General features: G+C 51.2%; 9 protein-coding genes. 3 read left to right on the forward strand and 6 right to left on the reverse strand.

Features of this window, described 5'->3' with window-relative positions:
- Positions 1-36 precede the first annotated feature (36 nt).
- The 3 genes from MHB78_RS17600 to MHB78_RS17610 are packed head-to-tail and all read left to right on the forward strand — an operon-like array spanning position 37 to position 5,731.
- The gene (locus MHB78_RS17600) at positions 37-1,875 is read left to right on the forward strand and encodes a bifunctional homocysteine S-methyltransferase/methylenetetrahydrofolate reductase (protein ID WP_046131255.1); all 1,839 of its coding nucleotides are present in this window, start codon (positions 37-39) and stop codon (positions 1,873-1,875) included.
- Positions 1,859-5,275: a methionine synthase gene (gene metH, locus MHB78_RS17605; protein ID WP_046131256.1), complete on the forward strand. Its 3,417-nt coding sequence runs from the start codon at positions 1,859-1,861 to the stop codon at positions 5,273-5,275. Before MHB78_RS17600 ends, metH begins: the two co-directional genes overlap by 17 nt.
- Before the next feature lie 18 nt (positions 5,276-5,293).
- The gene (locus tag MHB78_RS17610; protein ID WP_046131257.1) at positions 5,294-5,731 is read left to right on the forward strand and encodes a GNAT family N-acetyltransferase; all 438 of its coding nucleotides are present in this window, start codon (positions 5,294-5,296) and stop codon (positions 5,729-5,731) included.
- A 43-nt stretch (positions 5,732-5,774) separates the two neighbouring features.
- On the opposite strand, the gene MHB78_RS17615 is transcribed toward MHB78_RS17610, so the two are convergent.
- Genes MHB78_RS17615 through MHB78_RS17640 form a run of 6 tightly spaced genes read right to left on the reverse strand, consistent with a single transcriptional unit; the run spans position 5,775 to position 14,079 of the window.
- Positions 5,775-7,589: an IucA/IucC family siderophore biosynthesis protein gene (locus MHB78_RS17615; protein WP_046131258.1), complete on the reverse strand. Its 1,815-nt coding sequence runs from the start codon at positions 7,587-7,589 to the stop codon at positions 5,775-5,777.
- A 17-nt stretch (positions 7,590-7,606) separates the two neighbouring features.
- Positions 7,607-8,950, reverse strand: a complete 1,344-nt coding sequence (locus tag MHB78_RS17620; RefSeq protein WP_046131259.1) for a lysine N(6)-hydroxylase/L-ornithine N(5)-oxygenase family protein — start codon at positions 8,948-8,950, stop codon at positions 7,607-7,609.
- A complete protein-coding gene (locus MHB78_RS17625) occupies positions 8,925-9,479 on the reverse strand; it encodes a GNAT family N-acetyltransferase (protein WP_046131260.1) in 555 nt (184 codons plus the stop codon). Before MHB78_RS17625 ends, MHB78_RS17620 begins: the two co-directional genes overlap by 26 nt.
- Positions 9,472-11,241, reverse strand: a complete 1,770-nt coding sequence (locus MHB78_RS17630; RefSeq protein WP_046131261.1) for an IucA/IucC family protein — start codon at positions 11,239-11,241, stop codon at positions 9,472-9,474. Before MHB78_RS17630 ends, MHB78_RS17625 begins: the two co-directional genes overlap by 8 nt.
- Entirely contained in the window at positions 11,241-12,749 is a 1,509-nt protein-coding gene (locus MHB78_RS17635; protein WP_046131262.1) for an aspartate aminotransferase family protein, read from the reverse strand. Before MHB78_RS17635 ends, MHB78_RS17630 begins: the two co-directional genes overlap by 1 nt.
- Entirely contained in the window at positions 12,733-14,079 is a 1,347-nt protein-coding gene (locus MHB78_RS17640) for an aspartate aminotransferase family protein (RefSeq protein WP_046131263.1), read from the reverse strand. The genes MHB78_RS17635 and MHB78_RS17640 overlap by 17 nt, the downstream gene beginning before the upstream one ends.
- Between the last annotated feature and the right edge of the window lie 240 nt (positions 14,080-14,319).

Genomic DNA, 14,319 nt, shown 5'->3' on the forward strand with positions numbered 1-14,319 from the left:
CTTTTTTTATTTATTACTATTTCAAGGGGGAAAACGATGGGTTTATTGGAGGATATAAAAAGCAGAACGTTAATAGCCGACGGCGCAATGGGAACGCTTCTTTATTCATACGGGATCGACCGCTGCTTCGAAGAGCTGAACGTCTCAAAGCCGGATGAAGTGAGACGCATTCATGAAGCATATGTCAAGGCAGGCGCCGACATCATTCAAACAAACACCTACGGTGCAAATTTCATCAAGCTGTCCAGATACGGCCTTGAAGACGAGACGAAGCAAATCAACGAAAAAGCCGTCCGCCTCGCCCGTTCAGCGGCCGGCTCCGCCTATGTTCTCGCAACGCTCGGCGGCATCCGGACGTTCAATAAAAGCGCGTATTCGCTCGATGACATCAAAAGAAGCTTTCGCGAACATCTTTACCTTCTGTTGAATGAGGAACCGGACGGACTCCTTCTGGAAACGTATTACGACTTAGAGGAAGCACGCGAAGTATTGAAGATTGCCAGAAAAGAAACGAACCTTCCGATCATCGTAAACGTATCGATGCATGAAGAAGGCGTTCTTCAGGACGGGACCCCGCTTTCAGAGGGCTTGACGCTTCTTGCGGGACTCGGAGCCGATGTGGTCGGCATCAATTGCCGCCTCGGCCCCTATCACATGATCAAAGCGCTCGAGGAGGTGCCTCTCTTGAAGGACGCTTACCTTTCCGTCTATCCGAACAGCAGCATTCCATCTCTTGTTGAAGGGCGTCTCGTCTATGAAACGGATGATGAATATTTCAGAAACAGCGCGGTTGAGTTTCGCAATCAGGGCGCGCGCATCATCGGCGGCTGCTGCGGAACGACGCCGAACCACATCAGAGCGATGGCTGAAGCTGTCAAAGGCCTCCCGCCCGTCACCGAAAAACGGGTCAAAGTCAGGGAGAAAGCAGCGGCAGCAGTTCAGCACGAAAGAACGGAGCCCGCTTTAGACGAGCTTGCGAAAGAGAAGCGCTCCATTATCGTCGAATTGGACCCTCCTAAACAATTAAACTTTGAAAAGTTTTTGCGGGCAGCAAAAGAGTTAAAGTCAGCCGGAATCGATGCACTCACGTTAGCGGACAACTCGCTCGCCACGCCGAGAATCAGCAATGTGGCCTGCGGCGCGCTTTTAAAAAAGAGGCTTGACATGAGGCCGCTCGTCCATATTACATGCAGGGACCGCAACCTGATCGGCCTGCAGTCTCATTTAATGGGGCTTGATACGCTCGGGCTTTCCGACGTTTTGGCGATTACCGGAGACCCTTCGAAAATCGGCGATTTTCCTGGAGCGACTTCTGTTTACGATCTGACGTCATTCGACTTGATCAGCCTGATCAAACAATTTAATGAAGGCTTGTCCTACTCGGGAAAGCCGCTCGGCAAGAAAACAAACTTCTCCGTCGCGGCCGCCTTCAACCCGAACGTGAGACATATTGACAAAGCGGTCAGACGGATTGAGAAAAAGATCGACTGCGGCGCGGACTATTTTATTTCCCAACCCGTCTATTCCGAAGAACAGCTCATCAAGATCCATGAGGAAACAAAGCATCTCAAAACCCCGATTTACATCGGGATCATGCCGCTGACTAGCAGCCGGAATGCCGAGTTTATTCACAACGAAATTCCAGGCATCAAACTGTCGGATGCGATCCGCGAAAAGATGGCGCTTGCCGGCAGCGACAAACAAAAACAGGCTGAGGAAGGGCTCGCCATCGCCCGCTCGCTGCTTGACGCCGCATGCGATTTGTTCAACGGCATTTATCTGATCACGCCGTTCTTGAGGTCCGATTTAACCGCAGAGCTTACGGCGTACATTCACCAGAAAGAAAAGGAGACGACAAATGTCTATCATCACTGACCAGCTGAAGAAAAAAATCCTCGTTCTTGACGGTGCGATGGGAACGATGATTCAAAATGCAAACTTATCACCCGCCGATTTCGGCGGTGAAGCCTATGAAGGATGCAATGAATATTTGAGTGTGACAGCGCCGCACATCATCCAAGGAATTCATGAAGCTTATTTGGCGGCTAAAGCCGATATCATTGAGACGAATACATTCGGTGCGACAAGGCTCGTTCTTGATGAATACGGCCTTGGACATCTCGCTTTTGATATCAATGCGGCGTCCGTCAGGCTCGCAAAAGCGGCCGTTCAAAAATATACAACGCCTGAATGGCCAAGGTTTGTCGCCGGGGCAATGGGTCCGACGACGAAAACCCTGTCCGTTACCGGCGGCACGACGTTCGATGAGCTCGTCGCCAATTATGAGGAACAGGCGGGAGCGCTGATCACGGGCGGCGCCGACCTTCTGCTCCTTGAAACGAGTCAGGATATGCTGAACGTAAAAGCCGGGTTCATCGGCATCAGGCAAGCGTTTGAAAAGACAAAAAAAACCCTTCCCCTCATGGTATCGGGAACGATCGAGCCGATGGGCACGACGCTCGCCGGTCAGGATATCGAATCATTTTATATCTCCCTGGAACACATGAAGCCGATCAGCGTCGGCTTAAACTGCGCGACAGGGCCCGAATTTATGACAGACCATATCCGGACCCTCTCCTCCCTTGCCGGGACGGCAGTCAGCTGCTATCCAAATGCCGGCCTGCCCGATGAAGAAGGGCAGTATCATGAATCACCGCAGTCACTGGCGAAAAAAATCAGGGCTTTCGCAGAAGAAGGCTGGCTGAACATCGTCGGCGGCTGCTGCGGAACGACGCCGGCCCATATCGAGGCGCTGGCCGATGAAGTGGCTTCATTGCCTCCCCGCGAGCTCCCGGCGGGACCGAGACCGCACACCGTCTCAGGAATCGACGGCTTGATTTATGAGGAATCGATGCGCCCTCTTTTTGTCGGGGAGCGGACAAATGTCATCGGTTCGCGAAAATTCAAGCGCCTCATCGCCGAACGAAAATTCGAGGAAGCTGCTGAAATCGCAAGAGCCCAAGTGAAAAACGGGGCGCATGTCATCGACATCTGCCTCGCCGATCCCGACCGCGATGAAGCGGAGGATATGGAAGGCTTTTTAAAAGAAGCGATGAAAAAAGTGAAGGCTCCGTTTGTGATCGATTCGACCGATAAAGCGGTCATCGAAAAGGCGCTAAAGTATTCGCAGGGGAAAGCGATCATCAACTCGATCAACCTCGAGGACGGAGAGGAACGATTCGCAGACATCCTTCCGCTCATCAAGCGGTTCGGGGGCGCGCTTGTCGTCGGGACGATCGATGAAACAGGAATGGCCGTGACCGCGGAAAAAAAATTGGACGTCGCCGTTCGCTCCTATGAGCTGCTCACGAAAAAATACGGGGTTCCGGCATGCGACATTATTTTTGACCCGCTCGTCTTTCCCGTTGGAACCGGTGATGAACAGTATATCGGCTCTGCGAAAGAAACGGTTGAAGGCATCCGCCTCATCAAAGACAAGCTGCCCGAATGCTTGACGATCCTCGGGGTCAGCAACGTATCGTTCGGCCTCCCTCCAGTCGGCAGGGAAATCTTAAATGCCGTCTTTTTATACCACGCCACACAGGCCGGGCTTGATTATGCGATCGTCAATACCGAAAAGCTCGAACGCTTCGCCTCAATTCCAAAACAGGAGGTCGAAATGGCCGAAAAGCTCCTGTTCCATACCGATGACAAGACGCTGGCGGCATTCACCGAGTTTTACAGGGGAAAGAAAAAAGCGGACAAACAGCCGAAGACATCCCTTTCACTCGATGAACGCCTCGCCGGTTATGTCATCGAAGGAACGAAAGAAGGCCTCATTCCCGATCTTGAGAAAGCGCTGGCGAAAAACGACACTCCGCTTGACGTCATCAACGGCCCGCTGATGGACGGGATGGCAGAGGTCGGACGGCTGTTTAACGACAATGAACTGATCGTAGCCGAAGTGCTTCAGTCTGCGGAAGTCATGAAAGCCGCCGTTTCGTTTCTTGAGCAGTATATGGAGAAAAAGGACGACAGCGGCAAAGGCAAGATCATTCTGGCGACTGTAAAAGGCGATGTACACGATATCGGCAAAAACCTGGTCGACATCATTTTAAGCAACAACGGCTACAAAGTCGTAGACCTCGGAATTAAAGTGACGCCGCAGGAGCTCATCGAAGCGATCCGCAAAGAAAATCCCGACATTATCGGTTTGTCGGGGCTGCTCGTCAAATCCGCGCAGCAGATGGTCGTCACCGCGCAAGACCTTGATAAAGCCGAGATTTCCATCCCGATTCTGGTCGGCGGTGCCGCGCTTTCGAGAAAATTTACGAATATGAAGATCTCGCCTGAATATAAAGGGCCTGTTTTATACGCAAAGGACGCCATGGACGGCTTATCCCTCGCCAACGAGCTGAGGAAGGACCCGTCGCAGTTTCTCGAGAAAAAGGAACAGGCTGCACCCGCTGCTGTTGCAGAAAAGAAACCGTCGGCGGCCGTTATAGAAATGCTTGAAAAACGGGCGCTCGTTCCGGAGGCGCCGGTCTTTCAGCCGGAAGACTTGAAGCGGCATTATTTGAAAAACATTGACCTTTCCTACATTGTGCCGTATGTAAATGAACAAATGCTCATCGGCCATCACCTCGGTTTGAAAGGAAAAGTGAAAAAGCTGCTGGCTGAAAAAAATCATAAAGCACTCGACCTGAAAGCATTAATCGACGGATTGCTCTTCGAAGGGAAAAAGCACGGCTGGTTCGATCCCGCCGTCGTCTATCAATTTTTCCCGGCGTACAGCGACGGCGACGCGCTTCATATCCTCGATCCCGGAAATCACGCCAAGATTCTGGAAACGTTTGTTTTTCCGAGGCAGGAGAAGCTTCCGTTCCGCTGTATTTCCGATTATATACGGCCGAAAGGAGAGCTCGATTATGTGTCATTCTTCGCGGTGACCGCGGGCAGACACGTGAGGGAAATTGCGAACCGCTTTAAAGCGGAAGGCGATTATTTAAAAAGCCACGTGGTCCAGGCCCTCGCTCTCGAGCTTGCCGAAGGGCTCGCCGAGCGGACGCATCAAATCATCCGCGACCGCTGGGGCTTTCCTGATGCACCGGACTTCACCATGGAGCAGCGTTTTCAGGCGAAGTACCAAGGGCAGCGCTATTCCTTCGGGTATCCGGCGTGTCCGAACCTTGAGGATCAGGAAAAGCTGTTCAGGCTCATTCAGCCTGAAGGGATCGGCGTTCATTTGACAGACGGGTTTATGATGGAGCCTGAAGCCTCCGTATCGGCGATCGTCGTCTCACACCCTGAAGCAAGATACTTTAATGTACAATGATCTAAAGGGGGACATCATATGGTTGAAGTGAAAGAAATCACGGCAGAGAAAACGTATGACATCAGGCATCGCATTTTGCGGCCGAATCAGCCGGCTGATGCCTGCCGTTATGAAACAGATTTGCTTGACGGGACATTTCACCTCGGCGGGTTTATAGACGGAACATTAATCAGCATCGCTTCTTTTCACAGATCACCCCGCTCCGATCTTGAAGGCGTCCTTCAGTATCAGCTGAGAGGAATGGCAACGCTTGAAGGCTTTCGCAAGCAAAAAGCGGGAAGCGCGTTAATCCGCAGTGCAGAAGAGCGCCTCCGCGAAAGAAGAGCTGACCTTTTATGGTGCAATGCGAGAACATCGGTAAAGGAGTATTATAAAAGGCTCGGTTTCAGCGAAAAAGGCGATGTTTATGAAATTCCCCATATCGGCCCTCATGTATTGATGTATAAAACCTTGTAAAAAAGCCCCGCCGCGTGCGGGGCTCAGGAAGCCGCAAACAGCATCAGAGCTGTGCGGCTTCTTTTTTGAATTGGGTAAGCGCGTTTGTCACCTTTCCGAATTCGGACGCATGCGGACGGTCATCTCCGTCCCTGTAGCCGTAGTCAACCATCCGGTTCCGGTTCAGGCAAAGCTTTGTCAGTTTGGGCTTGAACAAGTCAAACAGCTCAAAGCGCTCGCGCAGCTCGGGGAATTTTCGCTGATAATCCAAAATGGCGTCAGCGAGCGCTTTCCAAAGGCGCTTTTCCGGAAGCAGATCATGGTTTTCCAAAATGTTGGCCACATACCGCAAATGGCAGATGAACAGCCCCGTGAAAATGAACTGCACGAGCCCTTCCGGCGGCTCGCTTCTGAGAACCGCTTTTAAATCATCCGTCAAACCGGCCAGCTCTGGCAGGGGTTGATCGCTGATGTTAACGTCATCGACGAAATCTTTGATCGCGAGCCTGTGAGGCTTGTAGCCTTTTAAAACGAGAATCGTATTTTGCCCGTGCGGCGAGAAGACGGTGCCGTACCGGTACATAAAGTGAAGCAGCGGCGGCATCATCGTTTGAAAGAGCTGTCCGATCCACTCATCTGCCGAAAGCCCCGACTTTTCGATCAGGCATTTGATAAAAGGAACGCCGTTTTGATCGGCATATGTCAATGATGCAAGCGTCACAGGGTGCTCTCCTTCTTCCAAATACGTATAAATGCTTTCTCTAAAGATGGCGCCAAGCATTTCCAAATATTGATACGGCGCTTTTTCAAGAGAATGATAGTATGGATGGTTCACGTTCAGACTCGCATTCTCCCCCGGGAGAATGACCCTGCATTCTTCTCTTAAAAACGGATCGTGTTCGGCGATCCCTTTAATATGCTCCGTGATTTTCGGCGCAATAACCGTCCGCTCTGAAGGGAGCCCCCTGTATACGAGCGTATTTAATATGCTCATCGGCAGTTTGATATGATGCTTATGTTTATGGGTGATGTTTGTAAACGTTCTGATCGATTGCTGCGGCAAGTATTGATCCTTCCCCTCTCCTAAAGGGATGATCGCACCTGATGCAATCTCTTCGGGAAATTGCAGGATGATCGCGTTTGTCCACTGCCATTCATGGACGGGCAACAAATAGTAGTCTTTTGGCTCGGCACCCTGTTTTTCTATTTTTTTTGCAAACTGCTTTAATGACACTTCATCAAGCTCTCCATTGATCAGCGTCTCATAATCGAGCCCGTCGACCGAATGAAACGTGGCCGTTTTTTTATGAACGGCGATCCACAAAAGCTGCACCGCCTTCCGGTTTTCCGGGGCGAAGCGGAGGTAGTCGTCATAGCCAAAGCCGATCCTTCCTTTATTGTAGACAATCCACGGATGTCCCGTCATTTCCCCTTCAATCACGGCATAATCGGCCTCTGTAAGCTCGTCCGCCGAGAGTGCGTCCTTTGCCAGCAAATGGGCGTCGGCAAGCATCGTATGGTTGAACTCTTTGATTAAATGCCCCGCCGTTTCCGGACTCATCGGAATATGCGGCTGAATGTCGAGAAGAAACTCTATCGCGCTTACATCGCTCGTCCAATATCCGGACCTTTGCACTTCGATCGAGTCAGCAAGCGCTTCAAAACTGTCAAACATGCGGCGCTTCGCTGAAAACCGGTACGCTTTATCCTCTGAAGTCTGCAGCTCATAGCGGGAAATTCCGTTTTTTTCCTCAATCAAAGACGGTTTGATGATATCCTCATACATGTATTCGGAAAGCATTTTCGCAAGCAGCCGCTGATTGACTTTTTCCCATCTGTCCTTATGAAGGACCCTGTTCAATTCGTCTTTAAACAACATGAAAAACGCCTCCTTATTCAGCCGTTTGGCACGGCCGCTTTTTCTGTGCTCCCCGTTCCGAACGTCTGAAAGACCGTTTTATGGCTGACGGGGTATACTTCTCTTCCGGCAAGCTGGTTGATGATCACGGAGTTGCGGTAGGCGCCGAGCCCCAGGTCAGGGGCTCCCACGCCGTGTGTATGCAGCTCCCCGTTTTGCACAAAGATGCGGTTGTCCGTTTTGGCCGTCGTCTTCAGCCGGTAATCTCGCGTAACGGCGAAGCGCCCGCTGTCATCCTTTTCGATCAGGCCGTTTATCGGGGCGAGAAATTCAGGCATTCTTTCTTTATAGCCCGTCGCCAGGATGACGGCATCGGCCCGTCGCTCGAACCGTTCTTCATTCACGCGGTGCGAGCAATGGAGAATGAAGCTTTCGGCTGCACGCTCGATGCGCTTGACCTCTGTCATCGATTGCAGGTCAAAGGATGCGGCGCGGCCTGCGGCTGTGCGCTCATACAGCAGATGATAGATGTCGGAAATTGTCTTCGAGCTGATCCCTTTGTAGAGCAAGTCTTGTTCTCTGAGCAGTTCATCTTTTTTCCATTGCGGAAGCTGATAGAAAAAATCGATATAATCTGGCGAAAAGTATTCAAGGCCGAGATTCGAATATTCCATCGGAAAGAAGCCTTTTGAGCGGGTCAGCCAGCTCACATGCCGGGCGCAGCCGCCAGCCGCCAGATCGTAAAATATTTCCGCCGCGCTTTGGCCTGAGCCGACAACGGCAACCGTTTTTCCCTTGAATCCATCGCGTTTTTTCATTAAATAGTCGGAAGAGTGGAATACCTCGCCGCCGAGCGCATCCCTTAAAGGTTCCGGAACGTGCGGACCGGTCCCGATGCCGAGCGCGATATGCCTGCTGAAATAGACGGATTCGGCTCCGTTCGTTTGGTCGACGACCCGCACTTCGTAGACAGCGCCGTTAACGGTTTCAACCAGGGCTATGCTCTCAACGTTCATGCCGAAGCGGCAGGAATCGAGGCTTTCGGCAACCCATTGGCAGTAATGGTTATATTCCGCTCTCGGAATGTGGAAATTTTCCAAAAAGTAAAACGAGTAAAGCCGGTTATGCTTTTGAAGATAGTTCAAAAAGCTGTATTTGTTCGTCACATCGGCCATGCTTGCCAAGTCGGCCAAAAACGGCACCTGCAAGGTCGTCCCTTCGATCAGCAATCCGGGATGCCAGTTAAAGCTGCCGTTCCGTTCAAAAAACAGCGCATCGATCTCAGGCACGGAATCAGCTAAAGCTGCGAGGCCGAGATTAAAAGGTCCGATGCCGACGCCGATCACATCGTATACATCATTTTGTTTGCATGTTGAGTTCATGTCTTTTCTCCTTTTCAAAAAAGCGTTTTCGATCACAAAACATCAATAGTCCGGTTTTATCAGGAAGGGTTACGGGTTTGACCGGCCGGAAGCCTGCTTTTTCAAAGATATGAATCATTTTTTTATTGCGGATATCCGGCTCTGCGATCACCTTCTCGGTCTCAGGCGCCTCAAATTGCAGCCTGACCATCGCTTCCAAAAGCGGTAGTGCCAAGCCTTTTCCCAAATACGCCTTTTCCCCGATTAAGAGGTGGACGCCCTGATCATATGGCGCATTTTCATAATGGTGTTCGATGATGTCCCCTTTGACCCAGTACGATTCCCAGTAGCTCATCGGCACGCCGTCAATACAGCCGATGTACAGCGTCTGATGAGGGTCTGTGATCGCTTTGTGAAAATGCACCTCAAATTCCGGAAGCGGCATATTCAAATGCCAAAACGGGATCACATGCTCTTCTTGCATCCATCGGTATACGAGGGATATGTCCCTTTCGTAATCAGCCTTTCGAAACGTGATTCTTCTACTCATGGACGGCAGCCGCCTCCCTCAGAAGCGGATTTGCGACAGACGTGTAGCGGGACTGCGTTTCAAGCGAACCCGTCAGTTCATCCATGTCGTAAAAGCGCGTCAAGAGGTTTGCTTTGCACGGAAGCGCAGGAAAGCGCAGCAGGCTGTCCGTCAATTCGGTGATGCCGTACGTTTTCTCCGCTTCTAAAAGCCGTTCCCTGATCATCGCGAGCAGTGCTTCTTCCCTGATCAGTCCTTCCGACCCGAACCCATTTACAAGTCCAAACAAGTGGTTGAAGAAGAAATAATAGCGCAGCCTTTCGACGGCAACCCCGTCTGAGCAGATCGTCTCGCTTTTTTCGCTTAAATCCGGGGCAAGCCCGGAAAGAATGTGCACCTTTGATTCGCTGTAGTAATAGCCCTGGTTGTCCCTGTAATAAAACGTTTCCGGATAGCCGTTTTTCAGGCGAACGACGGCGTTTTGCTGGTGGGCTTCGATCGCAAGGCCGTATGTTTCAAACAGCCATAAGACAGGGTCAAGCGAAATGGACAAATACTTGTCAAACCAATCGGCGCTCACATCCTCTGTCGGCCGTCCTTCCCGGGCTGCCAGCGTTTTGATGATCGAACCGAGCCTTGATTCTTTTCCGTATGCATGGTCCTGGCATAAACCGGCGACAAGTGTTGCGGAACGGTCGTCTTCATAAAACGGATTTTCCCTGATCACGACTTCAAATCCGGACTCTCCGTTTTCTCCTTTGATTGAAAGATAGGCCGGGTCCTTGATCACGCGGAAGCCGGGAAATTTGTCCTTCAGTCTTTCACCGAGCTCTGTTTCGAGAAGGCGAGCCATCTCAACGCCCCTGTCAAGTTCCTTTTGCTTGTTGACGCGGAGCGAATTCGTGATTTTGATCGGGACCGAAAATTTGTACATAAACCTTGAGCGTTTGCTGTATACTGTGCGGACAGAGGAGGTTGCCGTAAACGTCCGTCCTTTTGCTCCAAGGTATGTAAGCACTCCTTCATCGATCAGCCTTTTGACGAACGGTTTATCCAACAGGGCTCTTGCTTGCAAGGGATGGGCCGGGATCAGCACAAAATCGGGGTTCCTTGTCTCTTTTTCAAGCCATTTTTTATCAACGGATGGGTCGTTTCTCAGTTCTTCTTCAATCAACAGCGGCGCTTTCGTGCCTGCCGCTGAATCATGAAGCACGAGTGAAGCATGCGCTTTAAAGTAGTGAAGCTGAAATTCCCCCTTCAATTCGGGTGAAAAGATTTTTTCTTCTTCATCCGTCATCCCCTGCCTGCTTTTCGGCGTCGGGTGCATGAGATGTCCCAAAAGAAGCGACTGCTCGGCTTCGATAAAGGAAAAGTCAGCTGCGTTCAGCTCTTCCTGATCATTCGCCCTTTCTTCGACATAGCGGCGGATATTGCGGCAGCTCAGCACCACCCTGAGCATGAATTCATCCTCTGCGACCCTGTTGTTTTGCTGAAGAAGCAATTCTTTTGACGCGAGGGCGACGAGTGTGACGTAGTCGAGCGGAAGCTCTTTTCCGTCCCTATTTATTCTGTAATAAAGCGGAAAGGAGAACAGGTGCCTCCCCGTTTCCGACCAATATTTCACAGGGGCGATCAGCTCGATTTGCTGATACGCAAGCGGCACAATCAGCATCTTCCCGGCTCCGGTCCGGGTTTCTGCCGCTTTGATACCGGTCTCCCGCAAATAGCAATTTAAAAAGCTTTGCATCGTAGCATGTTCTGCAATTTCTTGATAAGAACCCATCATTTTACCCTCCTGCTTTTCAAATACAAGCCTGCAAGCTCTTCGATCTCGCAAAGAACGTCTTCAATGTCAGAAAGAGCTGTTCTCGGATTAAGAAGCGTAAATTTTAAATACGTTTTCCCGTCTGCTGTCGTTTTAGCGATGACGGCCCGTCCGGTTTGAAACAGTTCCCGGTGGACGTATTTGTTTACATCATCATTTTCTTCGTCATCGTCTCCGGCCAGATGGCGGAAGACGACAGCGTTCAGCTCAGGGCGCGGATTCAGCAGTTCGAAATGATCTTTTGCCGCAATCCTTTGCGCCGCGGCTTCTGCTAAGACGAACGTTCCGTCAATCATATCGGCAAATGAATTTTCGCCGAGGACGCGCAGCGAGATCAACAGCTTTAAAGCGTCAAAGCGCCTTGTTGTTTGAAGCGATTTATTGACGAGGTGTACGAGACCGTCAGCTTCATCCTCTTCAGGATTCAAATAAGCGGCATGATGATCAATAAAGCGGAAAAGCCTCCTGTCTTTCACGAGAAATGCCCCGCAGCTGACCGGCTGGTAAAACAGCTTGTGGAAATCAACGCTGACAGAATCGGCCCGTTCGATTCCGGCCAATTTATCGCGCCGCATTTTACTCATGATCAAAGCTCCGCCGTATGCCGCGTCTACGTGGAGCCAGAGGCCGCTTCTTCCGGCCGCATCCGCGAGCTCTGACAGCGGGTCAATGCTTCCGAAGTCGGTCGTTCCGCATGTCGCAACGAGCGCAAACGGATAAAGACCGGAATCTTTCAGCATGTCTGTTTTCTTCTGTAAATCGAAGAGGCACATCCGCTTGTTTTCATCCGTGTCGACAAGAACGACGGCACGCTCGCCCAATCCCAGCTGTGAAGCCGACCGTTTCACGGTGAAATGGGCGTCCTTTGAACAAAGAATCCGCAGACGGTCTCCTTCGGGAGGCAGCCCGTCTTTTTGCACATTCCAGTTCCACCGCTTTTCGCAATACGCATCGCGCGCCAACAGCAGCCCCATGTGATTCGACTGCGTCCCGCCGCTCGTAAACGTCCCGTCCGCTTCCTTGCCGTAATGAAATTTCCGGCAGAGCCACTGCACCATTTCCTCTTCGATCAAGGACGCTGCCCCGCTTTGGTCAAATGAATCCATCGACAGGTTCATCACGCTGATCAGCATTTCCGCTGCCACAGCCGGAATCACAGGCGGACAATGAAGATGCGCGGTGCATTTCGGATGCTCGACACGGATGCGGTTCTGCAGGCAGACTTCCTGTAATTGTTCAAGAACGCTCTCAAGCGGCTCGCCCGTTTCGCGAAACGAGCAGACGTTTCTGGCGGGACCGTCCAATTCGTGCGGCATGTTTCCGCTGTACGGATCCGCGTCCCTCTTCCATTCGTCCGACAAGATGTTCACAACGGCCTCAACTGCTTTCCGGTAGGCTTCGATTCCCTGTTTGCCGCCGTGCATGAAGAGGGAATCGAAGGTTCTCTCCTTACTTGAGAGCTTCATAGACAGCCTCTTTGAAAATCGCTGTGATGTCGGCGATTTGCTCTTCCGTCACGATCAAAGGCGGCAAAAAGCGGATGACGCTGCCGTGGCGGCCGCCTGTTTCGACGATCAGGCCTTTTTCAAAGCATTTTCTTTGGATCTTTGCTGCAAGCTCCGGATCGGCCGGCGGGGTGCCGGCAGCGCTTTGTTTTTGGAGCGGGGAGACGATTTCTGCGCCGATCATCAGGCCCCGACCTCTGACATCGCCGATTTCGGGGATATGGCGCTGTATGTCCTGTAAATGCTGCATGAATTTGGCGCCGGCTTTTTCCACGTGTAGCAGAATGCCGTTTTCTTTCATGTATTTTAATGTTGCCGTTCCGGCCGCCATTGCCATCTGATTTCCCCTGAATGTACCGATGTGCGCGCCCGGGGCCCACTGGTCTAGGTCACGGTCATAGACGACGACAGACAGAGGCAGGCTTCCGCCGATCGCTTTCGACAGGACGATGACATCAGGTATGATGCCGGCGTGTTCAAACGCAAACATTTTTCCGGTTCTGCCGATTCCGGTCTGCACCTCGTCGATGATCAGCGGGATGCCGCGTTCTTTTGTGATTCTTCTCATTTCCCTTATCCATTCGGCACGCGCCGGGACAGAGCCGCCTTCGCCTTGGACGGCTTCAAAAATCATCCCCGCCGGAGGCAGGATACCGCTTTCAGGATCGTCGAGCATGTTTTCGATATATGCGCTTGACAGGCGGTGGGTCTCCTCTCCGCCGGCTCCGAACGGGCAGCGGTACTCATAAGGGTACGGGAGAAAATGAACATCAGGCATCAGCCCCTGGACGTTTTCTTTCGGTGACAAATTGCCGCTTAACGCCATCGTTCCGTGAGTTGCCCCGTGGTATCCGCCTTGAAACGACAGGATGCTTCTCCTGCCTGTCGCCGTTTTCACAAGCTTGATTGCGGCTTCAATCGCATCGCCGCCTGTCGGACCGCAAAACTGAATCTTCGCCCGCTTGGCAAATGATTCAGGAAGGCTTGCAAACACTTCGCTGATGAACTCTTCTTTTATTTCAGACGTGATATCAAGCGTGTGCAGAGGGCGCTTTTCATCGATCATTTTTTGAATCGCTTCAATGACAACTGGATGATTATGACCGAGCACAAGCGTACCCGCACCTGCCAGGCAGTCGTAATATTGCTTTCCATCCGCATCCGTCACAAAAATGCCTTCGGCCGTTTGCATGGCAAGCGGAAACCGCCTCGGATATGAACGTGCGTTTGATTCTCTTCTATTTTGCTGCTCCAAAAACACTCGATTTTTAGAACTGGTTTGTACAGACATGAAAAGCACTCCTCCAATTGATAAAGATTATCATTTTCAATGACAAAAAAAGTGTATATTTTGTGACACGGGCCTGTCAATAAGATTCGGAAAAATGTGATTTTTCTCATAAGAAGGTGTCTCTTCGCTTTGCTGACATTCTTAATACGAATCAAAAGTCATTTTATAATGGAAATTACTGTTTTTTACCATTGTCTTTTAGACCTGAATTGGAGATTGTGTATTGGGGAGGAATAGGCC

This window comes from Bacillus sp. FSL K6-0138, from assembly GCF_037982765.1.
In the GTDB taxonomy this organism is placed as follows: domain Bacteria; phylum Bacillota; class Bacilli; order Bacillales; family Bacillaceae; genus Bacillus; species Bacillus glycinifermentans.